Source organism: Arthrobacter sp. 24S4-2 (assembly GCF_005280255.1).
In the GTDB taxonomy this organism is placed as follows: Bacteria; Actinomycetota; Actinomycetes; order Actinomycetales; family Micrococcaceae; genus Arthrobacter.
This window is the reverse complement of the sequence record NZ_CP040018.1, coordinates 193832-217767: the sequence shown is the minus strand read 5'-3', so window position 1 is coordinate 217767 and position 23936 is coordinate 193832. Positions and strand designations below refer to the sequence as shown.

Here is a 23936-nt window from a genome sequence, read left to right as displayed (position 1 = left end):
ACGCGGTCAATCCCGCTGCCCGGCGCCCTGGCTGTCTTCTTCGGTCCCCGGTTCCGTGTAATCGGCAGCCAGGTACAGGGGCAGGCCCCAGCCGGCGAAAGAACCGATGGCTTCGATCCAGGACGCGTTCTCCTCGGCCCCAACCGGCGCCCCATAGTCCGTCATGGATTCGGTCAGGTGCCTCACCCGTTTACGGATCGCCCGCAGCCGCGAGGCCACCGCGTGCCGCAGCCGCTCAGGCAGGGGACGGCGTGCCGCCAGGTGGAACCGGCACAACAAAACCGGATCCCCGGCACCCTCTGGTGTGCCGGGGTCACAGTCGGGGCAGGTCCTGCTCCGCCAGAGCGGAAGGGTTTCCCGGCACCATGCCTTGGTGTGTGCGAGCCCGTTCGCTTCCACGGTAAGAGCTTCGGTGTTGGAGTTCGCATAGCCCATCCGCAGACCGGGCAGGGCAGGCGAGGCCATGTCCTCACAGATCCGGCACGGCCCGACCGGCAGGAGAACATCGTCCGGACGCCGCAGCAACAGAGAGCTCCTCCGGTCCAGCCCATCGGCGACGTGGTCCAGGAGGTCCTCATAGAGGACCGTGACGTCGAAGGGCTGGTGCCCTCCCCGAACTCCCGCGCCCGCCTGCCACAATTCGATCTCCACGACCGCGTAGGCCCAGCTGTGCCGGGGACACAACCCGAGGGATGCCCGCAGCAACCGGCGCATGCTCCCGTCCATGATGTCCCCGTGAATGAACGACCACAGTTGGCGCACTTCCTCCACGGACAGATCCAACGGGCGCACGGGCACCAAGACGCCGGTGAGCCTATCCCTTTCCGGCGTTGCCGGGATCCCGGGGTCGATTCGATTTCCTGCCATGGCGACTACCTGCCCTTCACACTCGGGGCAGGACCCATCAGCCACCTCGGCGGTCCGAACCGGCAAGCAGCCGGTTCCGGTGGGATCCATCACCATTACAACAAGGCTAAGCCCGCACCGGAAGAATTGGGCAGCATCTGTCACGAGCTGCCTTGCCCCGTCCACCTGAGGGACTTTGCCCTCCTTGGGCCCGTTTCCTGCAGGAGCGTCAGGGTGCCGTCCGGAAGTCCGGAGTGCCCCCGCACGTTAGGCTAAATGGATTATCGGTGTGTGGTCCGGCGGGGATGAGCCTCAGTCCGCAGCCGCCGTGATCGTTTGATGCGGCCCGCGGAGCGGCCATGCACTCACTTACACGACCAGCGAAGAGGTCATTGAATGAACTGGTGGGACGCGGTGATCGCCATCATCGGCGGCGTGGTCCTGATCTACGCTGTCCTGCTGGTCCTTCTGGCGCTCTACGCCCGTAAACACCCGGAGACGGTTGGCATGAAGGAGGCGATGCGGCTGCTGCCGGACCTGCTGACACTGCTGCGCAGGCTGACCGCGGACCGGACACTGCCTCGCGGGATCCGGATCAGGCTGGTCCTGCTGCTGGTCTACCTTGCCTCTCCCATCGACTTGGTCCCGGATTTCCTTCCCGTGATCGGCTACGCAGACGACGTCATCATCGTGGCCGTGGTCCTGCGCGCCATCATCCGCAAAGCCGGCGACGCTCCCCTGGGCCGGCACTGGCCGGGAACACCGGCAGGCCTCGCCCTGATCCGCCGCCTTGCCGGTACGACCACCAAGCCGGCCTGAGCTGCAGATCGCCGGGCCCTGACCTCTCTGTCCGGAGAGGTTGTCTGCGGGGCCGTTCGGGATTGGGGCTGCCCGCGTAACTTCAACACGCTCGAATTGACGGGGCACAACAAAAAACCTCCGGCCTCCTGTTACCAGGAAGCCGGAGGTTTTCCACTCTTCGCTAAAAGAGTGGGCCCTGTGGGGATCGAACCCACGACCCACGGATTAAAAGTCCGATGCTCTACCAACTGAGCTAAAGGCCCCAGCTAACGGCCAAAATGCGGACGGCGAACGTACGCAATCGGACTGTCAGCCCAGTCCATTTCTGGACCTTAAACACTGTACCCCACCGCGGGGGCAGCTTTTGCACAACGGCGAGTGCCGCCGTCGTGCACTTATTCCGCTTGCCTCCAATACTCCTTAAGCCGCCCGGCGGCAAGCTCGATAACAGAACAGCACAGGAGTAGCGTGGGGGCATGAGCGAGCAAGCAGGATCCAAGGCCTACGGCGGCGCAAACCGGCATCACAAGCCCAAACCGTTTGCGCCCATCGACTTTGAGCCGTTCGCGGGCGGCGCGGATCCTGCGCGCGTGTCCGAGGCCGCGCACCTGGCAGCCCAGGCGCTGGTCCGCCACGGCCGCGACAGCGATGACCCCAGGGTGACCAAGCGCCTAGTGAAGCTCGCGGACGAGCAGGGCCTGGACGCCATCGCCGAGATGTGGGCCGAAAGTCCGGCACGCTCCCTGCCCGGCGCCCTCTGGCGCCTGTACGCACTGCGCGCCGCGACCATCCAGGATCCGGAGCGTATCTCCGTCTACTTCAAGGCGGGCAAGGACACCGCCCAGGTTTCCAATGTGGTGGCCGGCGCTGCCGAGCCGCCCGGAGCGGACGAAATGAAGACCATGGCGGATGCCATCCTCTCGGGCGCGTTCGACGGCGAGTTCGACGTCGCGCTGGAACGTTCCGCCGCGTTCTGCCGCGTGGTGGCCCTGGGCCAGGCCACGCTGGCCGACGGCGCCGACCACACCAACGAGAACCATGCCAGCAAACTAACGCGGAATTCGCACTTGCTGGTGAAGACCGCCGAGGACCTGGAGCACGCCGCGAACGCCTGGCGGCTCGGCGAACTGGACTGACCCGCCAATCGACGGCGGCTGATCCGAAAGTCCGCCCCTGTTACGCACGGAGGGGCCCGGCTGTCAATGTTGACTTGGTTCAGCCAAAGTAGAAAACTGAAACTGGTGCCGAACCGCGAAACCCCCGGGCTTCAACATTTAGCCGCCTAGAGCGGCCTACCGCCGAGAGGCGTATCCGGTTCGGCACCACTTTTATGCCCGGGTGTATCTGCCGGTAAAGTAATCCCCATGTGCGGGTCAACGTCAAGTCCCATGGCCCGGAGGCCAATTTCCCTGCAGTCCCCTACCCTCACCGGAACCCGAAGGTGAAGCTCCGCCTCTTCCCGCAGGAGCCCGCGGGGCTGCACCTCCTCTCGCAGATGGCCAGCCAGATCGTCCTCGCCACCGGAACGTTGGCCGAAATCCTCGGTGTCCCGGCTACGGAACATAACCGGCTGGTCGAAGACATGCACAATCACGAGGCAAAATCTGCTGAGCTGCAGTTCGCCCTGCTCACCCACATGCGCACCAGCTTCGTGAATCCGCTGCCCCGCGAAGACATGTATGCCCTCTCCCGCTACCTCAACGAGGCCATGGAGAAGCTGGACGCCGCCGCGGAACTCGTGGCCCTCTACAAGCTTGAACGCCTCCCCAAACGAGCAGCCGACCAGCTGGAAATCATCAGCCGGCAGGCCGAGCTCACCGTGGATGCGATGCGGAAGCTGAACAACCTGGACGATCTCGAGGACTACTGGATCGAGATTCTCCGCCTGGCCAAACGGGCGGAACGGACACACCGCGTCTGGGTTGCGGACATGCTCAAAGACATGAAGTCCACCCAGTACGCCCGGAACCGGGACATCGCCAACCAACTGGTCGAGGTCACCAAGGACATGCGGCGCATCGCCACCCAGGTAGGCAGCATCATCGTCAAGGAATCCTGACGTGACCATGTTTTTCTTTGCTGTGGTAGTTGCGGCCACTGCCGGGTTTACTTTCCTCAACGGCTTCAGGGACGCTTCGGCGTCCGTGGCGCTGGCGGTGCGGACCCGGGCGCTGACGCCCACGGTGGCGGTTCTGCTTGCTGCCCTGTTCAACTTCGCCGGCGCGGCGCTCAGCGCGGCCATGGCGCTGGAGGTCAGCAGGAGCTGGGTCTCGCTCCCGCAAGGCGACAACGGCCTGACCATCCTGATCGCCGGCCTGATCAGCGCCGTACTCTGGGGAATCTATACCTGGTGGCGCGGCCTTCCGTCCTCATCCACGCATGCCCTGGTGGGCGGGCTGGCCGGCGCGGGACTGGCCAGCGTGCTGGTGGGCGGCAACGCCGTCAGCGGCGTGGACGACTCCCTGCTGTTCCAAGTGGTGCTGCCCCTCGTCCTGTCCCCCGTGATCGCCTTCGTGGGCGCTTACCTGCTGGTGTGGCCGGCCACCTGGGCGGCACGCTACACGCCGCCCAGCGTGGTCAACAGCCGCTCGCGCCGGACCCAGGCCATTGCGGCCGGGGCGGTGGCCTTCGGCCACGGCCTGCAGGACGGCCAGCGGGCCAGCGCGGTGCTGCTGCTGGCACTGCTGGCTTCGGGGCTGTCCGACGGCGGCGCCATGCCGGCGTGGGTGGCTCTGCTCACCGCCACGATGTTGACCGCCGGAACCCTGGCAGGCGGCTGGCGCATTTCGTACACCATCGGCTACAAGCTGACCCGAATCGATCCGCTGCGCGGCTTCGTGGCCCAGCTGTACAGCTCGGTCATCCTGCTTCTCGGCGCAATCGGGCTGCATTGGCCCGTGTCCACCACCCACACTGTGACGGCGGCCGTGCTGGGCGCCGGCAGCAACCAGGGCTTCCCGGTGTCCAACCGCAGGCTCGTGCTCCGGATCCTGGCGTTCTGGGTCCTCACGCCGGTAGTCACGGCGGCGGCGGCTTTCGTGCTGGAGCTGTCGCTCTCCCCACTCACGGACCTTTAGGTTTCGACAGGCTCAACCACCGGCGCACGCGCAGGTGCGGTTATCCGAAGCGGCCGGAGACGTAGTCTTCCGTGGCCTTCTGGGTGGGGTTGCTGAAGATGGTGTGGGTGTCGCCCACTTCAATCAGCTTGCCCGGCTTGCCGGTTCCGGCGATGTTGAAGAACGCGGTCCGGTCCGAGACGCGTGCGGCCTGCTGCATGTTGTGGGTCACGATGACCACCGTGTACTGGTCCTTGAGGTCGTTGATGAGGTCCTCAATGGCCAGGGTGGAGATGGGGTCCAGCGCCGAGCAGGGCTCGTCCATCAGGATGACCTGCGGTTCCACTGCGATGGCGCGGGCGATGCAGAGGCGCTGCTGCTGCCCGCCGGAGAGTCCGGATCCCGGCTTGGCGAGGCGGTCCTTGACTTCGTTCCACAGGTTGGCGCCCTGCAGGGAACGCTCCACCAGGGCATCGGCCTCGCCCTTGGACATCTTATGGTTGTTCAGCTTCACGCCGGCCAGGACGTTGTCCCGGATGGACATGGTGGGGAACGGGTTGGGGCGCTGGAACACCATGCCGATCTGCGACCGCACTGTCACGGGGTCCACGCCGGGGCCGTACAGGTTGTCCCCGTCCAGCAGCACTTCGCCTTCCACCCGGGCGCCCGGAATCACTTCGTGCATGCGGTTCAGGGTGCGCAGGAATGTGGACTTGCCGCAGCCGGACGGGCCGATGAATGCCGTGACGGACTTGGCCTCGATGTTGATGTTGACGTCTTCAACGGCCAGGAACTTGCCGTAGTAGACGTTCAAATCCTTGACGTCGATGCGCTTAGACATGGTATTCCTTCACTTGCTGGGTACGAATTGAATTTTACCGGCTGCCTAGCGGCCGGTCTTGGGTGCGAAGATCCTGGCGATCAGGCGGGCGCCGAGGTTCAGCAGCATGACCAGGATGATGAGCACCAGCGCGGCACCCCAGGCCCGCTGGGAGGACGGGCCCGGGGTGGACGGCGACGTGGGGTTCAGGATCTGGGTGTAAATAAACGTGGGCAGCGAGGCCATCCAGCCGCTGAAGATGTTGTTGTTGATGCTGGTGGCGAAACCCGCGGTCACCAGGATCGGGGCGGTCTCGCCGATCACCCGGGCAATGGCCAGGGTGACGCCGGAGGCAATGCCGGAGATCGCCGTCGGGATGACCACCTTGAGGATGGTCCGCCATTTGCGGACGCCCAGGGCGTACGCCGCCTCGCGGAGTTCGTTGGGGACGATCTTGAGCATTTCCTCGCTGGAGCGCACCACCACCGGGATCATCAGGACGGAAAGCGCGACGGCGGCGACGGCGCCGGTTTTGGTGCCCGGCCCCACGATGGCAAAGAAGAAGGCCGCGGCGAAAAGGCCGGCCACAATGGACGGAATGCCGGTCATGACGTCCACGAAGAACGTAATTGCCCTGGCCAGCGTACGGTCCTCGCCGTACTCCACGAGGTACACGGCGGTCAGCAGACCCACCGGAACGGAGATGACCGTGGCCAGGAGGGTGATCTGGATGGTGCCCATGAGCGCGTGGTAGATGCCTCCGATAACGGGGGCGCCTTCCTCAACGCTCTTGTTGTCAAAGGCACCGGTGACGCCGTTCATGGAGGTGGTGAGGAAGCCGGGATCCAACAGGCCGGGGAGTCCGTTGACCAGCACGGTCCAGATCACGGAGACGAGGGGCAGCAGGGCCACCAGGAAGGAACCGACCACCAGGCACGTAGCCAGCTTGTCTTTGGCCTTGCGGCCTCCTTCCACCGCGGCGCTCCAGCCCACCAGGCCGACGGTGAAAAGGATCGCGGAGACGATTCCCCAGCCGAAGGCGTTGAAGCCGACCAGGGCCAGGATGGCGGCGCCGATGATGAGCGCCAGGGCCAGGACAAGGTACGGCGCGACCTTGGGCAGCTGGCCCTTGGTGAGCGCGGAACGCTTGCGGACCGGGGTAAGCGTGGAGGTCATTAGTTGGCTCCCGAGAATTCTTTGTGCCGGCTGATGATCCAGCGGGCAATCATGTTGACGCCCAGGGTGATGACGAACAGGACCAGGCCTGCCGCGATCAGCGTGCTCACCTTCAGTCCGCTGGCCTCCGGGAAGTTCAGGGCGATTTCCGCGGCAATGGTCTGGTTGCCGGACTGGATCAGGCTGGCCGTCAGGGCGCCCGAGGAGAGCACCAGGGCCACTGCCATGGTCTCGCCGAGGGCGCGGCCCAGGCCAAGCATCACGGCACTGATAATGCCGGGGCGGCCGAAGGGCAGCACGGCCATCTTGATCATTTCCCAGCGGGTGGCACCCAGTGCCAGGGCGGCTTCCTCATGCAGTTTGGGGGTCTGCAGGAAGATTTCGCGGCTGAGGGAGGTGATGATGGGCAGGACCATGACGGACAGCACGATCCCGGCGGTCAGGATGGTCTTGCCGGTGGCGGACGCAGGACCCTGGAAGATGGGCAGCCAGCCCATGTTCGTGGCCAACCATTCGTAGGCCGGGGAGATTTCCTTGGCCAGGAAGGCGGCGCCCCAGGCACCGTAGACCACTGACGGGATGGCTGCCAGGAGGTCGATCACGTAGCCCAGGCCGGAGGCCAGGCTGCGGGGTGCGAAGTGCGAGATAAACAGCGCAACCCCGATGGCAACGGGAGTGGCGATGACCAGGGCGATGACGGCCGCGCTCAGGGTGCCGACGACGATGGGCCAGATGTAGGCGAAGAATCCTTCGCCGCCCTGGATCTTGTCCGGGGACGCCACCAGGGCCGGGATCGCCTGGATCACCAGGAACAGGGCAACGCCAAAGAGGACGGCAAGGATCAGGCACCCTGCGGCCAGGGCGGCTCCGGAAAAGACTTTGTCCCCGGCGCGGCCTGCGCCCCGGGACTGTGTCAGGGAGGTGGTGGTCACAAAACGATCCTTTGGGTTCGAATAGAACCGACTGCCGCGTCCGGACTGATCCGGCATCAGCAGCCGTGAAACTGGCTGTACTTCGGACAAACACCCAGGTTCCCTGCGCCGTAGGACGGTCGGTGACCGCCCCCGGATCAGGGAACCTGGGTCAGGCTGGTGTTTCCACTATGCCTGTTTGTGGAACGTAAATCCTTAGGACTTGACCTTGACGGATTCGATGGCTTTGGCTGCCTTGTCCTGCAGGGTCTTGGAGAGCGGCGCGGACTTCGCGGCGTCGGCTGCTGCCGTCTGGCCGGCGTCGGATACCACGTAGGTCTCGAAGGCCTTGACCAGGTCAACAGTCTCCTGCTTGTCGTAGGTGGAGCAGACAACGTGGAAGGAAACCAGGACTACGGGGTAGGCGCCTTCGATGGTGGTCTTGCGGTCCAGCTTGATGGACAGGTCGTTGGCCGAACGGCCTTCCACCGGCTTGCCGGCGTCAACGGCCTTGGCGGCAGCCTCAGCGGAGATCTTGGTGAAGGTTTCGCCGACCTTGATCTGGGCGATGCCAAGCTTGCCGCTGACTGCGGAGTCGTCGGCGTAGGTCACGGCGCCCGCGGTGTCGGTGACGGTCTTGACCACGCCGGAGGTGCCCTTGGCGTTTTCGCCCTTCAGGGATGCGGGCCAGACGCCGGAAGCCTTGTCGGTCCAGGCCTCCGGTGCGGCGGCGGCCAGGTAGTCCGTGAAGTTTGAGGTGGTGCCGGAGTCATCCGAGCGGTTGACCGGGGTGACCTTCAGGTCGGGAAGGGTGACGTCCGGGTTCATGGAGGCAATGGCGGGGTCGTTCCACTTGGCAATCTGGCCACGGAAGATCTTCGCCACTGTGGGTGCATCCAGCTTCAGTTCCTTGACATCAGGAATGTTGAAGGCAATCGCGATCGGGGAAATGTAGACGGGGATGTTGATGGCGCCCTCAGAGCCGCACTTTTCCTTGGAGCTGGCGAGCTCTTCATCCTTCAGGTAGGCGTCGGAACCGGCGAACTGGGCCGAGCCGTCGATGATTGCCTTGCGTCCTGCGCCGGAGCCGTCCGGGGAATACTGCACCGAGGCGCCCTGGTTTGCAGACGCAAAATTGGTCTTCCAGACGTCCATGGCTGCACCCTGCGCAGACGAGCCGATGCCGGTCAGGGTGCCGGTGACCTTGGTTCCCGCGGCGGACGGTGTACCGGACTGCGCGGTACCCGCGGGGTTGTCGGAACCGCAGGCGGTGAGCGCGAGTGCGCCGGCTGCGATGACAGCGAGAGCCGCGTGGCGGCCGAAGCGGAATGCCTTCACTAGATGTACCCCTTCCAGGGATTTTCTGATGCGTATCGGACCGGAGACGTCCGAACATAAGAAGTTGCGTACTTTTTGTACCTCCATTGAAGGTATGGGCCTCAGGTAACGGGATATGTGGACCAAGGTGAACGGAGGGTGAACGACGGCGGGACATCGGCTTACATGTGCAGCGTCACCATTGCGCACATCACATCTCCGGCCGTAGGACAACGCCTGTGAATAGACTGGAACGCATGGCCGCCGCGACTGGAATTTCCGCAAGCAGAAGATTCCTGCGAGCCAGGATCCGTACGGGTGTGGTCCGGAGCCGGAATTCCCTGGTGCCGGCCATCCAGATGACGGTCTGCGCCGTGGGAGCCTATGCCTTCGCCGAGTATGTCCTGGGGCATTCCGGTCCGCTCTTTGCCGCCACGTCCTCGCTCATTGCGCTTGGCTTCTCCCGGGACCCGCGCCTGCGCCGGGTCATTGAAGTGGGACTGGGCTGCACCATCGGCATTGCGGTGGGTGACCTGCTGCTGCACTGGCTGGGCGCCGGGATCTGGCAGGCCGCCGTCGTACTTCTGTTCTCCATTCTGCTGGCCCGCTTCCTGGACAGCGGAACCATCTTCACCACGCAGCTGGCGCTGCAGTCGCTGCTTGTGGTGCTCCTCCCGGCTCCGGCCGGGGGCCCCTTCACGCGGAGCCTCGATGCCGTGGTGGGTGGCGCCTGTGCCCTGCTCGTCACCATCCTGGTGCCCAAGGATCCCCGCCGGGAACCGCGGAAGGATGTGCAGAAGCTGCTGCACGAACTTGCCGAGGTGCTCCGGGAATGCGCCTCCGCGCTGACCAACAGCGACTCCACCGAGGCCTGGCACGCCCTGGTCCGCGGCCGGAACTGCCAGCCGCTGGTGGACTCGATGCGCCAGTCCCTGCGGGCCTCCGGCGAGGTGGCCACGCTGGCCCCGGCCTACCGGCGCCACCGCGACGAGATCGACCGGCTGGAGCAGTCGCTGGATTACATCGACCTCGCCCTGCGCAATAGCCGCGTTTTCGCCCGCCGCCTGACCAGCGCCATCAACCATGCGGCACTGTCGGACGAAGCAACGGAGAACATCGCGGAGGTCCTGCAGGAGACCGCGGCAGCCATCGACGAACTGTCGCTGGGACTGGCGGAAATGCATGAAGGCGCCCGGCGCGCACACCTCCGCACATCCCGGCTGGAGCTGGCCGAGATCGCCGGGCGGCTGCATCCGCGGCTGCTGGACGTGCAGCGGCTGGAGGGCGAAACCGTGGTCATGCTGTTCCGCCCGCTGATGGTGGACCTGCTGGAGGCCACCGGGATGGACTCGAAGGAAGCCCGGGACATCCTCCCGCCGCTGTAACTGCTGCTGACGCGGCTGCTGAAAGTGGCGGTCGCCCCGGTGTCGTTGCCCCCGGCTAGGGTGGAACCCATGGCAACAAAGACTTCCCGGGCGTCCAAGGCGCCCGCCTACAAGTGCGCCGAGTGCGGCTGGACCACCATTAAATGGGTGGGACGCTGCGGCGAGTGCCAGGCCTGGGGCACCGTTGAGGAAACCGGCGCCGCGGTGGCCCGCACGACGGCGGCAACAACAGTTCTGGAGCCGGCCCGCCGGATTGCCGAGGTGGACGCGACGACGGCGGCGTTCCTGCCCACCGGAGTGGACGAGCTGGACCGCGTTTTGGGCGGCGGACTGGTGCCGGGCGCCGTGATCCTGCTGGCCGGCGAACCCGGAGTGGGCAAGTCCACCCTGCTGCTGGACGTCGCGGCCAAGTTCGCCCGCACGGCCCAGGACGTCCTCTATGTCACCGGTGAGGAGTCCGCGGCGCAGGTGAAGCTCCGGGCCGAGCGGATAGACGCGGTTGCGGATTCCCTGTACCTCTCGGCTGAAACGGATTTGGGCCAGGCCCTCGGCCAGGTGGAGAAAATCGAGCCGAGGCTGCTCATTGTGGACTCCGTGCAGACCCTCAGCAGCGCGGACGTGGACGGCAGTGCGGGCGGCGTCTCGCAGGTCCGCGAAGTTGCCGCCTCCATCATCGCCGCGGCCAAACGTCGCAACATGACCACACTCCTGGTGGGCCACGTGACCAAGGACGGTTCCATCGCCGGGCCCCGCCTGCTGGAGCATCTGGTGGACGTGGTGTGCCAGTTCGAGGGCGAACGGCACTCCAGGCTGCGCCTGCTGCGGGCGGTGAAGAACCGCTACGGACCCACCGACGATGTGGGCTGCTTCGACCTGAACGAGGACGGCATCGTTGGCCTGGCGGACCCGAGCGGGTTGTTCGTCAGCCGCACCAAGGAGCCCGTGTCCGGCACCTGCATCACCGTGACCATGGAAGGCCGCCGGCCGCTGCTTGCCGAGGTCCAGTCGCTCCTCGCCGAGAGCCCCAACTCGCAGCCCCGCCGCGCCACCAGTGGCCTGGACAGTTCGCGCGTGTCAATGCTGCTGGCCGTCCTGCAGCAGCGCGCGGGGTGCCTGCTGCACAAGGACGACTCCTACGTGGCCACGGTGGGCGGCGTGAAGCTCAGCGAACCCGCCACGGACCTGGCGGTTGCGCTGGCGGTGGCCTCGGCCAAGGCGCGGAAGCCCCTGCCCATCCGGCTGATCGCGTTCGGCGAGGTTGGCCTGGCGGGCGAAGTCCGGCCCGTGCCCGGCATCAACCAGCGCATCCAGGAGGCCCACCGCTTAGGCTTCACCCACGCCGTGGTCCCGGCAAGCCACAACGGCCCCGGCCCCATTCCGGCCGGTTTCTCCGTCCGGGAAGTGGAACACCTGACGGAAGCGCTGAGCCTGCTTATCGGCTAGGGACAGCTTTGCTCGGGCGCTCCGATGACCGTGGTGCGCCGACTGAGCTCCGCTTGATCAGCCGTGCGCTGAACGTGGGAGCGATGGCTGCGGGTTTGCGGCCTTCGATCTGCCGGATCAGTGCTTCCGCGGCCGCCACGCCCATCTCGTAGACAGGCTGGGCGATGACAGTTAGCGGCGGATTGGTAAGTCGCGTCCAGGCGAAGTCGTCGTACATCAGGAACGAGACGTCTTCGGGGATCGAGAGGTTCAGCTCCTGGATGGCTTCAACGACGCTGAGGGCGATGAGGCCGTCCGAGGCGACTACTGCGGTTGCCGGATCGGGCTTGAGGAGAACCTCGCGTGTGATGTTCCGGATGGATTCGGCGTCGCCGGCGTTGAGGCGCACCAGGTCCTCGGGAAGCGTCAGGCCCGATTCAAGGAAAGCCTGCCTCATGCCGCTGACACGCTCGGCTATCTGCGAGGAATCCAACTGCGCCCCCTCGCGGTAGGGGGCAGCGGTTTTAAGAGTGGAGATGAACGCGATTCTCCGATGCCCGGCTTCGATGAGGTACCGGGTGGATTCATATGCCACGCCGGTCATTTCCACGGTAACGGTGTCCGCCTGGAGGCCGTCTGCAGCGCGGTCCAGAAGCACCAGGGGGCGCCCGGAATCCTGGACGTGCTGCAGATGCTGTGTTTCGACCGACGACGCGGGTGCCACGATGAGGCCGTCCACCCGCTTGTCCAAGAGCACCTGGACGGCTTCGACTTCCGCCGCCCTTTCCTCATCGGTGTTGATCAGGATGACGTTGAAGCCGCTCTTCTTCGCAGTGTCGGTGATGCCCCTCGTGGCAAGTCCGAAGTGAGGGTTTTCGATGTCCCCCACTACGACCCCGATGGTGTTGGATTTCCCGGTATTCATGCTGCGCGCGAGTTCATTGGGGCGATAGGAAAGCTCCTCCGCAGCGGCCAGCACCCGTTCCCGCACGTCGTCACTTACGGCCCCGTAGTTCCCCAGGGCGCGTGCGGCCTGTGCCTTGGACACATTGGCGGCTTTTGCGACATCGGCGACTGTGGTGTCCCGTCGCCTCGAACCATTACTGCTCATTTATGCCTTCCGGAGGGGCCTTGACGGCCACTGTGGCTTAGGTTACATTTTTAGCAACCCACTGTGAGTCCGGTCTCAATCCTAGTTGGTGAGACCGGACTCAGCAAGGGTCCTCGAAAAGGCCGAAGGCCGCTTGCTTCCCAAGATTGGAAAACTCTGTGACTAAACGACTGAACTTCCGCCCGGGGGTGATCGTTGCGGCTGCCGTCGCCACCCTCCTGGCACTTTCAGGCTGCGGCGGATCAACGCCCGCCTCGTCCTCCACTGCCGCCGATAACCCCTACGGCCTTATCCAGCCCGGCACCATCCGCGTCGCGAGCCTCGGCGATTCCAAGCCTTACGCCTTCGCTGATGCGCAGGGCAACTTCACCGGCTTCGACGTTGAGCTCTTCAAGGACGTCGCCCACCGGGCCGGTGTGGACAAGGTGGTCTTCACCGGACAGGACTTTTCCGGACTGCTCTCCGCCGTCGCCAACGGCCAGTTCGACGCCGGCGTCGCCGCCATCGGGATCACGGACAAGCGCAAGCAGACTGTCGACTTCTCCGACGGATACCTCGCCGGCTACCTGACGGTCATCACCACCAAGACCTCAGGCATCAAGGACGCGAACGGGCTCTCCGGCAAACGCCTTGGCGTGGTCCAGGGAACGCTGCAGGAAGCCTATGCGGTCAAGAACTTCACCTCGGCCAACCTCGTGCGCTTCCCGGACAATAACACGGCCATCTCGGCGGTCAACAGTGGCTCAGTGGATGCGCACTTCCTGGACTACGAGGCCGCCAAGGCTTACGAGGAACAGTTCGGCCTGGTCAGCGCCGCCGATATCCCGTCCTTCGATGCTCCCGCCGGGTTCGCCGTGGCAAAGGGCAAGACCACCTTCAAGGACGCCCTGAACAAGGGACTGGCAGAAGCCATGGAAGACGGCACCTGGAAGAAGCTCTACCAGAAGTGGTTCCCGGGGTCCCCGATGCCCGAGCAGTACCTGCCCAAGGCAGAACAGACGGCTACTCCCGCCCCAAGCAAGTAGTCCGACACAAGCCGATCGCCGGGCGCCCCTGCCCGGTAAAGAGTCCGGCTGCCAATGACCGGGCCGGCCGCCATCCGCGGCCGGCCCGGGATTCACAAGCTACCTACGTCTGAGAGCAACCATGGACTGGCTCAACACCATCATCCGTACTTTTTTCGACTTCGGCGCAATGGCCGAAGTCCTGCCCCAACTCCTCGGAGTGGGCCTTCTCAACACCCTGATCATTTCCATCGCCGCCACCATCATCGGGGTCGCCCTGGGCATGATGGTCGCGGTCATGGGCATCTCACCGTCCAAATGGCTGCGTGTCCCGGCAAGAATCTATACCGACCTCTTCCGCGGCCTGCCCGCCATCCTCACCATCCTGCTGATCGGGCAGGGCTTTGCCCGGCTCAGCCAGTCGATCTTCGGCCCTTCTCCGTACCCGCTGGGGATCATCGCACTGAGCCTGATCGCCAGCGCCTACATCGGCGAAATCTTCCGCGCGGGCATTCAAAGCGTGGACAAAGGCCAGGGAGAAGCCTGCCGCGCACTGGGCATGAGCTACGCCAAGTCCATGGCCTTGGTGGTGGTGCCGCAGGGCATCCGCCGCGTCCTCCCGGCCCTGGTCAACCAGTTCATCGCCATCGTCAAAGACTCATCCCTGGTCTATTTCCTTGGCCTGCTCGTCAGCGAGCGTGAGCTCTTCCGTGTAGGACAGGACGCGGCCGTACTGTCCGGAAACCTCTCACCGCTGGTCATGGCAGGCATCTTCTACCTGGTGATCACGGTGCCCCTGACCCACCTGGTCAACTACTTCGACAACAGGTTCCGGACCGGCCGCCGCCGCCCCTCGGCCCCCAGCAGCGGACTGAATGAAGTCAAAGAACTCGACGCGGCCTCGCCGCTGATCACCGGGAGCAACACATGAGCCTCGCAAGCAACACCGCCAACACGGCCGCCGCCGCGGAAAGCCAGACCTTCCACGGCTCCGGCCTGGAACTGAAGAACCTGACCATGGCGTACGGGGACATCGAGGTGCTCCGCAACGTCAGCCTTACTGTCGCCCCCGGAACCACAACCTGCATCATCGGGCCCTCAGGCTCCGGAAAGTCCACGCTGCTTCGCGGCGTCAACCGCCTGCATGAACCCAAGAGCGGGGACGTGCTGCTGGCCGGCGAGAGCGCCCTCGAGGTCAACCCGGACCTCCTGCGCAGCCGCATCGGCATGGTCTTCCAGCACTTCAACCTCTTCCCGGACCACACGGCCCTGGAAAACGTGGCCCTGGCGCTCTGGAGCGTCAAGGGCATGTCCAAGGCGGAGGCAAGGGAACGCGCCCGGCGCCGCCTCGCCGAGGTGGGCCTCGCGGAGCGCGCTGACCACCGGCCCCGGGACCTCTCCGGCGGGCAGCAGCAGCGCGTCGCCATCGCGCGCGCCCTGGCCATGGAGCCGGAAGTGATGCTCTTTGACGAGGCAACCAGTGCCCTGGACCCGGAACTCGTCAAGGGCGTGCTGAACCTCATGGCCGGCCTCGGCAGGCGCGGCATGACCATGCTCGTGGTCACCCACGAAATGGGCTTCGCCCGCAAAGTCGCCGACCAGGTGGTCTTCATGGACGAAGGTGAAGTCGTGGAGTCCGGAACACCCGCCGAACTGTTCGACAACCCCCGCAGCGAACGTCTCCAGCGCTTCCTTTCGGAGGTGCTGTAATGCCTGATGCTTCAACGGCACCCATCCGGACCGCCGTCGTCGGCTTCGGGGTCTCGGGCGGTGTTTTCCACGCACCGCTGATCGCGGCTGATCCTGCCTACTCCCTCGACGTGATCGTGACGGCGGACCCGGAGCGCGCCGCCGAGGCGGCACGGCGCTACCCGCAAGCCCGGATCGTTCCGACGCCGGAGGCCCTGTTCGCCCTGTCCGCCAGCCTTGACCTCGTCGTCCTTGGCACCCCACCGCTCACCCATTTCGACCTGGCCGCAACGGCAATGGCCCATGGCCTCCACGTGGTGGTGGACAAGCCGTTCGTCACCACGCCGGCTCACGGCGAGGAGCTCATCTCCCGTGCGGCCGACGCCGGCGTGCAGCTGACGGTATTCCAGAACCGAAGGTGGGACGCCGACTTCCTGACGCTCCAAAAGCTCGTGCGGGAGGGCGCTCTGGGTGAAATCCGCACCTTCGAGTCGCGCTTTGAATGGTGGCGGCCGGAAGGGTTCGGGAACTGGCGCGACACCGCCACCCTGGCGGACGGCGGCGGCATCCTCCACGACCTCGGCGCCCACCTGATAGACCAGGCCGTCCAGCTGTTCGGGCCTGTCCAGGACAGCCATGGGGTGACGGCAAACCACAGTTCCCACCCGGAGGGTGCCGACACCGAAGCGTTCGTGTCCCTGTTCCACGAATCCGGAGTCCGGTCCAGGCTGTGGATGAACGGCATGGCCGCCCAGGTCGGTCCGCGCTTTCACGTCCTGGGTTCGGCGGCCGGCTACACCAAGTGGGGCCTGGACAGCCAGGAGCAGGCCCTCGCGGCTGGAAAGACGCCGTCGGATCCTGCCTACGGCGTGGATCCCCAGGACTCTTGGGGGGTCCTGGGAACTGACGGAGATGCCACACCCGTGCCGGCCGAACGGGGTAACTACCCCCGGTTCTACGCGGAGCTCGCTGCGGCCCTCCGGGGCCAGGGGCCATTACCGGTTCAGCCCGCCGAGTCCCTCGCAGTCCTCAAGATCATCGAAGAAATCCACGCATTCGCGTAGCCCGCGGGACATCCCGCGCGACCAAGCACATCAATCACCGAAGAAAGGGAAGACGCATGTCCTCCACCGCCTCAACCAAACTTGTCGCCATCATCGGCGGCGGCATCCTCGGAGTCTCCACCGCGGTCCACCTGCTCCGCCAAGGCGCATCCGTGGTCCTGCTGACCGAACAGGGCCTCGCGAGTGAAGCCACCGGCCGCTCGCTCTCCTGGCTGAATTCCGCCGGCGAGCGATCCACCCCGTATCACCAGCTGCGCCTCGCCGGCGTGGACCGTTACCGCACCCTCTTCGCAGCAGATCCGGGCAGGGAATGGCTGCAGTTCGATGGCGGCCTGATGTGGAAGGCAGCCGGACAACATGCCGTAACCGAAGCCCGGCATGCCTACGAGAAGTCCGTCGGCTACGACTCCAGGCTGCTTGCACCCGCGGACATCGCCGCCGTCACCCCCGGCATCGATTCCAGTGCAGTACCGGAAAACGCCATCTTCAATCCCGGGGAAGGCTGGGTCAGCCTCCCGGACCTGGTGGAATTCCTCATGGAGGAATTCCACGCCCTCGGCGGCCAGCTCGTCCTCAACGCCGGCAAAGCATCCGTAACGGTCGACGGCGGGCGGGCCGCCGGCGTCGAGACGGCGGCCGGCGAGACCTACCAGGCCGATGCGGTGCTGGTGGCCTGCGGCGCCGCAACGCCCGCCGTCGTGGCACCGCTCGGCGTCGAGATCCCGAACGGTTCCCCGGTCTCGATGCTTGTTCTGACCAAGCCGGTAGACCATGAAGTAAAGGCCGTGATGAATACCCCGCGGGCCGCTGTCCGCCCCAACCCCGGAAACACCTTTGCCCTGGACCACGACTGGTACGAGGAGCACATCACAGAGCATGCCGACGGCTCGTTCAGCATCCCCGATGATGTGGTCCAGGAACTGGCCGATGAGGCATCCAGGCTCATCGCCGGCAACCCCGAGCTCAAGCCGGCGTCCTGGAAGATCGGCTACAAGCCAATTCCCGGCGACGGTGAACCCGTCCTCGGCGAGCTGGGCCAAGTGCCCGGCTGCTTCGTGGCCTTCACCCACTCCGGGGCCACGCTCGGACTCATCGCCGGAGAACTTCTCGCGGGCGAGATCATGACAGGGAACAAGCACCCCATGCTGGCCACCTTCCGCCCGGCCCGCTTCGCCTGAGGGACCATCAGGCCACAAGAAGGGGCGCCTGCCGCAATGGCAGGCGCCCCTTCTTCAAACCAGTCCCCGGGCGTCGGTGCCTACGCCTTCTTGGGCGGCAGTGCCAGCTTGAAGACCTTGGCCCACGTGGAGCCGACCTGCTTCCAGATCGGGCCCGTGGTGTACGGCAGGCCGTAACGCTTGCAGATCTCCTGCACCTTCGGCGCCACCTCGGCATAGCGGTTGGACGGAATGTCCGGGAAAAGGTGGTGCTCGATCTGGTGTGACAGGTTGCCGGTCATAAGGTGCATGAACTTGGAACCGGAGATGTTGGCGGAGCCGATCATCTGCCGCACATACCAGTCTCCGCGGGTCTCCCCTTCCACCATTTCCTCGGTGAAGGTGTCCGTCCCCTCGGGGAAGTGACCACAGAAGATCACGGCGTGGGCCCAGACGTTGCGTACCGCATTGGCGGTCAGCGTGCCGTAGAGCGCCTGTTTGCCGGAACCGGTCAGCATGGCGACTGCCGGGGTGGCGGCGTAATCCTTGGTGAACTGCTTGAGCGCCTTGACACCGAGGGCCTTGAGATCCTTGACCAGCGCTTCCTTGGACTTGTTGCCTTCTTTGTAGTCGTTCAGCTCGAGATCGTAGATCGCGATGCCCCACTCGAATACCGGGGCCAGGATGGCGTTGTAGAGCGGGTTGCCGAGGTTGAACGGCTTCCACTCCTGCTGGGCGTCCATGCGCAGCAGGTTATATCCGACGTCGTTGTCCTTGCCCACCACGTTGGTCCAGCGGTGGTGCAGGTCATTGTGCGTGTGCTGCCAGGCGCGGGCCGGGGTGACGAAGTCCCATTCCCAGGTGGTGGAGTGGATGTCCGGGTCCCGCATCCAGTCCCACTGGCCGTGCAGCACATTGTGCCCGATCTCCATGTTTTCCAGGATCTTGGCCAGGCTCAGCAGGGTGGTGCCGGCAATCCAGGCGCCTTTGTTCCGGCTCACCAGGAGCGTCGCACGGCCGGAGATCTCCAGGCCGCGCTGGATCTTGATCATGCGGCGGATATAGGCGGCGTCGGAGGCACCGCGCTTGGCCAGGATGTCGTCCTTGATAGCGTCAAGTTCGCGGCCCAGCTCGGCCACCTGCTCGTCGGAGAGGTGCGCTGCGGCCGGAGGACGGACCAACGGGCTGCCGGAAGTGGCCAGCGCCCCGCGGCGCGTCTTAACAACGCCGGAGGCAGCCGCGGCTGCCTCCTTCGCCTGCAATGCGGCGTCGTCGCCCGAGGACGGCACAACGGTGTCTTCCGTGGTCTCGGCTTCGTGGTTGGTAACTATTGCCATGCGGTGGTGCTCCTCAAATGTCGAGGTTAACGGGTCCGGCGGCTGCCGAAACACACGTCTGGATTAGTTGGCCCGGTTCGCCGTGGACTTCGCCGGTGCGGAGGTCGCGGACATGTCCGGCCCGCAGTGGAGTGAGGCAGCTGTGGCAGATGCCCATCCGGCAGCCGCTGGGCATCAGGACTCCGGCGTCTTCGCCGACGTCCAAGAGGGGGGTGCTTCCGTCCGCCTCGACCTCACGGTCGGACGCCTCAAAGGTGACCAGTCCGCCGTCGTGCCCGGCGCCGGCGGCCAGGCTCGTGGTGAAACGTTCGATGATCAGGTTGATCGGGTCGGCCGCGAACGGCCCCTCCGGCTGGTGGGATTCCCCGTCGGCGGCGCTGCCCGCTGCCGCAGCAGCTGCTTCTGCAGACCACAGCGCCTCGGCGTCGTCCAGGAACCCTTCAGGGCCGCAGGCGTAGGCTGCGCGGTGGCGCCAGTCCGGGCAGAGTTCGTCCAGCACGGCGGCAGAGGAGAAGTCCACCCGGCCGCGTTCGCCGGTAGACCAGTGGATGACCTTGAAGTTGGGGAACTGGTCGGCAAGCTCCGACAGTTCTTCCCGGAAAATGCTGTCCTCCGGGGTCCGGGCTGAATGGATCAGCACGACGTCGGCGTCCGGGCGGTGCGGCACCAGCGTGCGGACCATGGACATCACGGGCGTGATGCCGCTGCCGGCGGTGAGCATAAGCAGCGGCCGGGGGTGCTCGGGGAGGACGAAGTCGCCCTGCGGCGGAGCCAGGAACAGCACGTCACCGGGGCGGGTGTTGCGGACCAGGACGCCGGAAACGGCGCCGACGTCGGTCACGGTGATGGCGGGATCCTGGCCGGCGGGAGCACTCAGGGAATAGGAACGCCAGTGCCGCACGCCGTCGAGTTCGACGCCGATGCGTGCCCACTGGCCGGCCTGGTGGGCCTTCCAGCCGCGGCCTGGACGGAAGAAGATGGTGGCGGAATCGGCCGTCTCGGCAACCACCCTGGTGACTACGCCGCGGAGCTGGCGTGCGGAGAACACAGGATTGAAAAGCGACAGAATGTCTTCTGGAGCTAGCGGGGTGGTGAGTACAGATGCGGCGCGCGCCAGCTTACGGAGCCGGATCATGTTATTAACCTTATGTTAGACCGAGGCATATTTCTTCTCCCAAGGCATACGATCGAACGTTCTAAACTGTTCCCCCGAAACAACTTATGGAAGTCTCTCATGAACCCTACGGCGTCGAAGAGTCCTGCCGCCCCCACGTACGACCCGCCGTGGCTCGCCCTGCCCCGCGAGGTCAGCGATCTGCTCCGCCCTATGATGCCGGGCATTGTGGAAGCCATCATCGACGCCGTTCCGCAGCTGGTTCCCGCCTATGCCAGGCCCATCGAAGGACGATTCGGACGCGGCCTGCGGCGGGGCGTGGCTGCGGCACTGGACCGGTTCCTGCAGTTGCCGGGCACCAAGCTGCCAGCGCTGTCCGAGGAGAGCCGGGAACTGGTGGCCGGGCTGGGCAGCGGCGAATTCCGCCAGGGGCGCAGCATGGACGCGCTGCTGAGCGCCTACCGGATGGGTGCACGGGTGACGTTCCGGGAAATGTCGCGGATCTCGGTGGAAAAGGACCTGGGCCTCAATGTTGTTGTTGACCTGGGCGAATCAATCCTGGCCTATATCGACGAACTGTCTGCCGTGAGCGCGGAAGCCTACGCCTTTGAGCAGTCCGAGCGCGCCGGAGCGGTGGACCGGCGGCGGACCGAGCTCCTGGAGTTGCTCCTGATGGGGCAGGCCGATGAGGCCGCCCTGCGCCAGGCCGCATCCATGGCCGACTGGTCCCTGCCGGCAAGGCTGGTGGTGGTCACGCTGCCTCTGGACCGGGCCGCCGGGCTCCGGCTGCAGCTGGGGCCGGGCACGCTGGTGGTTGAACGCGAAACGGACGCCGTTGCACTTGTCCCGGCACGGGAATCCGCGGCCGGGAGGGCCGGGCTGGAGAGAGTGTTGAAGGGCAGGTCCGCCTCCGTGGGGCCTGCCGGCGGGTGGGAAAAGGTGCCTGATTCCCTGCGGCTCGCTGTGGGTGCCGCATCGGTGCTGCCGCCGCGTGAAGCCCCGGAAGACCCGCCCATCTGGGCGGATGAACACCTGGCCCAGATTGTTCTCGGCTCCGAACCTTCGGCCATCGCGGAACTCGCCGAGCGCCGCCTGGCACCCCTGGGAGGGCTGCGTCCGGCACAGCGCGAGCGGCTGGCGGAGACGCTTCTCTCCTGGCTGCGGAACTGGGGCCAGCGCGCCCCGGTGGCTGCCGAGCTGGGCATCCACCCGCAGACAGTGGGCTACCGGGCGGCGCAGCTGCGCGAACTGTTCGGTGACGCGCTGGAGGACCCGCGCGCCCGCTTCGAACTGGAGCTGGCTCTGCACGCCGGGCGGCGCTAAGACGCGCAGGCCTTGGGGACGCGCGGGCCTTGGGCGCGGGGGTTGCCCGGGGTAGCGTGGGCAACCAAGGCAGGCCGTGCCTGTGCCGCGACGATTCCGAGGAGCGAACCATCAGCAGGTCACACCGGACATTAGGCCATGAACCCAACGCTGCAGTTGAACTGAACCCCTTGTTCAGCCGGCCCGGCGAATCCACTATCTTCCCGCGTTTCGTGATTCCGGACGGCGAATCCCTGCCGTCGACCGCCTACCAGGTTGTCCACGACGAAGCGATGCTGGACGGAAACTCGCGGCTGAACCTGGCGACGTTCGTCGGAACGTGGATGGAACCGGAAGCCTCGAAGCTCTATGCCGAGACTTTCGACAAGAACATGATCGACAAGGACGAATACCCGCAGACGGCACTGATCGAGACCCGCTGCTGGCGCATGCTCGCCGACCTGTGGAATGCCTCCGATCCGGCCCAGGCTATCGGCACATCCACCATCGGTTCCTCCGAAGCATGCATGCTGGGCGGTCTTGCCTTGAAGCGCCGATGGCAGCACGCCAGGCGAGCAGCCGGCCTGGCGGCGGACAAACCAAACCTTGTCCTTAGCTCAGCCGTGCAGGTGTGCTGGGAGAAATTCTGCAACTACTGGGACGTGGAAGCCCGCTTTGTCCCTGTGTCGATGGAACACCGGATGCTTGACGGCCACGACCTGGACACGTACGTGGATGAGAACACCATCGGCGTCGTCGCCATCATGGGCGTGACCTATACGGGAGCGTACGAACCCGTCGACCGGATCTCGGCAGCCCTGGACGAGATCCAGGCACGCCGTGGCCTTGATATTCCGATCCATGTGGATGGCGCCTCCGGAGCAATGATTGCCCCGTTCCTGCAGCCGGACACTGTCTGGGACTTCCGCCTCCCCCGTGTCGCGTCGATCAACACTTCGGGCCATAAGTACGGCCTGGTGTATCCGGGGCTCGGCTGGATCGTGTGGCGGGATGCGCAGGCTCTCCCGGATGACCTGGTCTTCCATGTCAGCTACCTCGGCGGGGACATGCCCACCTTCGCGCTGAACTTTTCCCGGCCCGGCGCACAGGTGCTGCTGCAGTATTACCTCTTCCTCCGGCTCGGATTTGCCGGATACAGGTCGGTCCAGGCCACGTCCCGGGACGTTGCGCTGTATCTGTCCGGTGAAATCGGAGCGATGGACGCCTTCACCCTGTGGAGCGACGGATCCGACATACCGGTTTTTGCGTGGCAGCTCGCTGACGGCCACACCGGGAACTGGAACCTTCACCACCTGTCCGAGCGCCTGCGGATGAACGGTTGGCTCGTGCCGGCCTACCCGATGCCTGACGGCCTGAGCGAGATTACGGTCCAGAGGATCGTTGTCCGCAACGGCTTCACCCGCGACCTTGCAGCCAGCTTCCTGGCCGACCTGAAGAAAGAGGTCGCCTACCTGGACGGCCTCACCGCACCGATGCCCCGGGCGGGCAGACCCAGGCTTTCCACCACTAGCCGGCACAAAAAGGAGGGCCCATGTGCCGACTATTCGGCCTGCACGCCGGTTCCAGACCTGTCAGGGCGACTTTCTGGCTCCTGGACGCCCCGGACAGTCTGTCGGCCCAGAGCCGGCGGGAGCCCGACGGCGCCGGCATAGGCACCTTTGACACGGACGGTAGAGCCCGCGTGGCAAAGCAGCCGCTTGCCGCGTGGGAGGACCACGCGTTCGCACGCGAGGCCCGGGATCTGAGGAGCACAACGTTTCTTGCCCATGTGCGTTATGCCAGTACCGGGGCGCACACGATGGCCAACACCCACCCGTTTGAACAGGACGGGCGGTTGTTCGCCCACAACGGCGCCTTCGGTGGCCTCGAGCGGATCAATCAGCGCCTGGCCGAGCTTGGGGCGGCGGATCTGGTGCACGGCCAAACCGACAGCGAACGCCTCTTCGCGCTGATCACTGCCGAGAGCCGGCGCGCAGGCGGCGATGTCGGGGAAGGCATCACCCAGGCCATCAGGTGGGTCGCCAGGGAGCTGCCCGTATTTAGCCTCAACCTCATCATGACGACGGCGACGGACCTTTGGGCGGTCAGGTACCCGGCCACCCATGAGCTGCACATTCTGGAACGGAACCCCGCCGCTTCTGCCGAACCTGCTCCCCTGGATGCCCGGAGCGCCCGAATCCACGCCCGCAGCAGGGATCTTTCCCGTTCGGCGCATGTCCTCATCGCCACCGAGCCGATGGATCCCAACCCGGGGTGGCGACTCATGGCGGCCGGTGAACTGGTGCACGTCGGTCCGGATTTGGCGGTGACCGCCACCCTCCCGTTCGCGGAGGCACCGGCGCATCCGCTTGCGCTGGCCGACCTTGACGAGGCTGCGGCGGAGTCCCAGAAGCACTGACCCGG

21 protein-coding genes, 1 tRNA gene, 1 pseudogene and 1 riboswitch are annotated in these 23936 nt (G+C 65.5%); of the genes and pseudogenes, 14 read left to right on the top strand and 9 right to left on the bottom strand.

Translation table 11 applies throughout. The annotated features are described in order from the left end of the window. Positions 1–6: 6 nt before the first annotated feature. Entirely contained in the window at positions 7–867 is an 861-nt protein-coding gene (locus tag FCN77_RS01085; RefSeq protein WP_137320756.1) for a hypothetical protein, read from the bottom strand. Between the two features lie 21 nt (positions 868–888). Beyond that, positions 889–970, bottom strand: a riboswitch (Fluoride riboswitch). A gap of 272 nt (positions 971–1242) precedes the next feature. Here FCN77_RS01085 and FCN77_RS01080 point away from each other — a divergent pair. Next, positions 1243–1665: a YkvA family protein gene (locus FCN77_RS01080; protein ID WP_137320755.1), complete on the top strand. Its 423-nt coding sequence runs from the start codon at positions 1243–1245 to the stop codon at positions 1663–1665. 172 nt (positions 1666–1837) lie between these two features. Here the strand turns inward: FCN77_RS01080 and FCN77_RS01075 are convergent. After that, a tRNA-Lys gene (locus tag FCN77_RS01075) sits at positions 1838–1910 on the bottom strand. A gap of 213 nt (positions 1911–2123) precedes the next feature. Between FCN77_RS01075 and FCN77_RS01070 the strand changes: the two genes are divergently transcribed. The 3 genes from FCN77_RS01070 to FCN77_RS01060 all read left to right on the top strand — a co-directional run bounded on the left by FCN77_RS01070 (position 2124) and on the right by FCN77_RS01060 (position 4724). Further along, a complete protein-coding gene (locus tag FCN77_RS01070; RefSeq protein ID WP_137320754.1) occupies positions 2124–2783 on the top strand; it encodes a hypothetical protein in 660 nt (219 codons plus the stop codon). Positions 2784–3088: 305 nt separating this feature from the next. Then, positions 3089–3706, top strand: a complete 618-nt coding sequence (locus FCN77_RS01065) for a DUF47 domain-containing protein (protein ID WP_137320753.1) — start codon at positions 3089–3091, stop codon at positions 3704–3706. A gap of 1 nt (position 3707) precedes the next feature. Then, the gene (locus FCN77_RS01060; protein ID WP_137320752.1) at positions 3708–4724 is read left to right on the top strand and encodes an inorganic phosphate transporter; all 1017 of its coding nucleotides are present in this window, start codon (positions 3708–3710) and stop codon (positions 4722–4724) included. 40 nt (positions 4725–4764) lie between these two features. On the opposite strand, the gene pstB is transcribed toward FCN77_RS01060, so the two are convergent. The 4 genes from pstB to pstS form a co-directional block, all read right to left on the bottom strand. Then, entirely contained in the window at positions 4765–5544 is a 780-nt protein-coding gene (gene pstB / locus FCN77_RS01055) for a phosphate ABC transporter ATP-binding protein PstB (protein WP_137320751.1), read from the bottom strand. Positions 5545–5589: 45 nt separating this feature from the next. Then, positions 5590–6699 (bottom strand): phosphate ABC transporter permease PstA, encoded by a 1110-nt coding sequence (gene pstA / locus FCN77_RS01050; RefSeq protein ID WP_137320750.1) that lies wholly within the window; start codon positions 6697–6699, stop codon positions 5590–5592. Next, positions 6699–7631: a phosphate ABC transporter permease subunit PstC gene (gene pstC / locus FCN77_RS01045; protein ID WP_137320749.1), complete on the bottom strand. Its 933-nt coding sequence runs from the start codon at positions 7629–7631 to the stop codon at positions 6699–6701. The genes pstA and pstC overlap by 1 nt, the downstream gene beginning before the upstream one ends. 195 nt (positions 7632–7826) lie before the next feature. Next, positions 7827–8948 (bottom strand): phosphate ABC transporter substrate-binding protein PstS, encoded by a 1122-nt coding sequence (gene pstS, locus FCN77_RS01040; RefSeq protein WP_137320748.1) that lies wholly within the window; start codon positions 8946–8948, stop codon positions 7827–7829. A gap of 236 nt (positions 8949–9184) precedes the next feature. Here pstS and FCN77_RS01035 point away from each other — a divergent pair, with 236 nt between their 5' ends. Both FCN77_RS01035 and radA read left to right on the top strand, forming a co-directional pair. After that, positions 9185–10312: an aromatic acid exporter family protein gene (locus tag FCN77_RS01035; protein WP_137320747.1), complete on the top strand. Its 1128-nt coding sequence runs from the start codon at positions 9185–9187 to the stop codon at positions 10310–10312. A gap of 69 nt (positions 10313–10381) precedes the next feature. Further along, complete coding sequence (gene radA / locus FCN77_RS01030; protein ID WP_137320746.1) at positions 10382–11755, top strand: DNA repair protein RadA; 1374 nt, start codon at positions 10382–10384, stop codon at positions 11753–11755. On the opposite strand, the gene FCN77_RS01025 is transcribed toward radA, so the two are convergent. Beyond that, the gene (locus FCN77_RS01025; RefSeq protein WP_137320745.1) at positions 11745–12845 is read right to left on the bottom strand and encodes a LacI family DNA-binding transcriptional regulator; all 1101 of its coding nucleotides are present in this window, start codon (positions 12843–12845) and stop codon (positions 11745–11747) included. The two genes, radA and FCN77_RS01025, sit on opposite strands and share 11 nt — an antisense overlap. Before the next feature lie 146 nt (positions 12846–12991). Here FCN77_RS01025 and FCN77_RS01020 point away from each other — a divergent pair, with 146 nt between their 5' ends. From FCN77_RS01020 to FCN77_RS01000, 5 genes are all read left to right on the top strand, one after another. After that, positions 12992–13870 carry an ABC transporter substrate-binding protein gene (locus FCN77_RS01020; RefSeq protein WP_137320744.1) on the top strand — a complete coding sequence of 293 codons (879 nt, stop codon included), beginning with the start codon at positions 12992–12994 and terminating at the stop codon, positions 13868–13870. 121 nt (positions 13871–13991) lie between these two features. Continuing rightward, positions 13992–14780, top strand: coding sequence for an amino acid ABC transporter permease (locus FCN77_RS01015; protein ID WP_137320743.1), 789 nt, complete (start codon positions 13992–13994; stop codon positions 14778–14780). Then, the gene (locus FCN77_RS01010) at positions 14777–15559 is read left to right on the top strand and encodes an amino acid ABC transporter ATP-binding protein (RefSeq protein WP_137320742.1); all 783 of its coding nucleotides are present in this window, start codon (positions 14777–14779) and stop codon (positions 15557–15559) included. The genes FCN77_RS01015 and FCN77_RS01010 overlap by 4 nt, the downstream gene beginning before the upstream one ends. Then, on the top strand, positions 15559–16602 hold the full coding sequence (locus FCN77_RS01005) for a Gfo/Idh/MocA family oxidoreductase (protein WP_137320741.1): 1044 nt from the start codon (positions 15559–15561) through the stop codon (positions 16600–16602). Before FCN77_RS01010 ends, FCN77_RS01005 begins: the two co-directional genes overlap by 1 nt. A gap of 56 nt (positions 16603–16658) precedes the next feature. Then, the gene (locus tag FCN77_RS01000; RefSeq protein WP_137320740.1) at positions 16659–17780 is read left to right on the top strand and encodes an FAD-binding oxidoreductase; all 1122 of its coding nucleotides are present in this window, start codon (positions 16659–16661) and stop codon (positions 17778–17780) included. 80 nt (positions 17781–17860) lie between these two features. On the opposite strand, the gene FCN77_RS00995 is transcribed toward FCN77_RS01000, so the two are convergent. Together FCN77_RS00995 and FCN77_RS00990 are read right to left on the bottom strand one after the other, a co-directional pair. Continuing rightward, positions 17861–19096, bottom strand: coding sequence for an acyl-CoA desaturase (locus FCN77_RS00995; protein WP_254678792.1), 1236 nt, complete (start codon positions 19094–19096; stop codon positions 17861–17863). 13 nt (positions 19097–19109) lie between these two features. Continuing rightward, the gene (locus tag FCN77_RS00990) at positions 19110–20231 is read right to left on the bottom strand and encodes a ferredoxin reductase (RefSeq protein WP_137320739.1); all 1122 of its coding nucleotides are present in this window, start codon (positions 20229–20231) and stop codon (positions 19110–19112) included. A gap of 99 nt (positions 20232–20330) precedes the next feature. On the opposite strand from FCN77_RS00990, the gene FCN77_RS00985 reads away from it, so the two are divergent. The 3 genes and pseudogenes from FCN77_RS00985 (at position 20331) to FCN77_RS00975 (ending at position 23931) form a co-directional block, all read left to right on the top strand. Beyond that, on the top strand, positions 20331–21533 hold the full coding sequence (locus FCN77_RS00985; protein WP_175417099.1) for a CdaR family transcriptional regulator: 1203 nt from the start codon (positions 20331–20333) through the stop codon (positions 21531–21533). A 110-nt stretch (positions 21534–21643) separates the two neighbouring features. Then, positions 21644–23043 (top strand): annotated as a pseudogene (locus FCN77_RS00980) (glutamate decarboxylase). 21 nt (positions 23044–23064) lie between these two features. Beyond that, positions 23065–23931 carry a class II glutamine amidotransferase gene (locus tag FCN77_RS00975; protein WP_137320737.1) on the top strand — a complete coding sequence of 289 codons (867 nt, stop codon included), beginning with the start codon at positions 23065–23067 and terminating at the stop codon, positions 23929–23931. Positions 23932–23936 lie beyond the last annotated feature (5 nt).

What these genes read in the sequence shown, in the direction of transcription:
- FCN77_RS01000 (WP_137320740.1), top strand. Translation starts at nt 16,659, where the DNA reads ATGTCCTCCACCGCCTCAACCAAACTTGTCGCCATCATCGGCGGCGGC.
- FCN77_RS00975 (WP_137320737.1), top strand. Translation starts at nt 23,065, where the DNA reads ATGTGCCGACTATTCGGCCTGCACGCCGGTTCCAGACCTGTCAGGGCG.
- FCN77_RS00985 (WP_175417099.1), top strand. Translation starts at nt 20,331, where the DNA reads ATGAACCCTACGGCGTCGAAGAGTCCTGCCGCCCCCACGTACGACCCG.
- radA (WP_137320746.1), top strand. Translation starts at nt 10,382, where the DNA reads ATGGCAACAAAGACTTCCCGGGCGTCCAAGGCGCCCGCCTACAAGTGC.
- FCN77_RS00990 (WP_137320739.1), bottom strand. Translation starts at nt 20,231, where the DNA reads ATGATCCGGCTCCGTAAGCTGGCGCGCGCCGCATCTGTACTCACCACC.
- FCN77_RS01005 (WP_137320741.1), top strand. Translation starts at nt 15,559, where the DNA reads ATGCCTGATGCTTCAACGGCACCCATCCGGACCGCCGTCGTCGGCTTC.
- FCN77_RS01080 (WP_137320755.1), top strand. Translation starts at nt 1,243, where the DNA reads ATGAACTGGTGGGACGCGGTGATCGCCATCATCGGCGGCGTGGTCCTG.
- FCN77_RS01085 (WP_137320756.1), bottom strand. Translation starts at nt 867, where the DNA reads ATGGCAGGAAATCGAATCGACCCCGGGATCCCGGCAACGCCGGAAAGG.
- FCN77_RS01010 (WP_137320742.1), top strand. Translation starts at nt 14,777, where the DNA reads ATGAGCCTCGCAAGCAACACCGCCAACACGGCCGCCGCCGCGGAAAGC.
- FCN77_RS01025 (WP_137320745.1), bottom strand. Translation starts at nt 12,845, where the DNA reads ATGAGCAGTAATGGTTCGAGGCGACGGGACACCACAGTCGCCGATGTC.
- FCN77_RS01070 (WP_137320754.1), top strand. Translation starts at nt 2,124, where the DNA reads ATGAGCGAGCAAGCAGGATCCAAGGCCTACGGCGGCGCAAACCGGCAT.
- FCN77_RS00995 (WP_254678792.1), bottom strand. Translation starts at nt 19,096, where the DNA reads ATGGCAATAGTTACCAACCACGAAGCCGAGACCACGGAAGACACCGTT.
- pstA (WP_137320750.1), bottom strand. Translation starts at nt 6,699, where the DNA reads ATGACCTCCACGCTTACCCCGGTCCGCAAGCGTTCCGCGCTCACCAAG.
- pstB (WP_137320751.1), bottom strand. Translation starts at nt 5,544, where the DNA reads ATGTCTAAGCGCATCGACGTCAAGGATTTGAACGTCTACTACGGCAAG.
- FCN77_RS01035 (WP_137320747.1), top strand. Translation starts at nt 9,185, where the DNA reads ATGGCCGCCGCGACTGGAATTTCCGCAAGCAGAAGATTCCTGCGAGCC.
- FCN77_RS01015 (WP_137320743.1), top strand. Translation starts at nt 13,992, where the DNA reads ATGGACTGGCTCAACACCATCATCCGTACTTTTTTCGACTTCGGCGCA.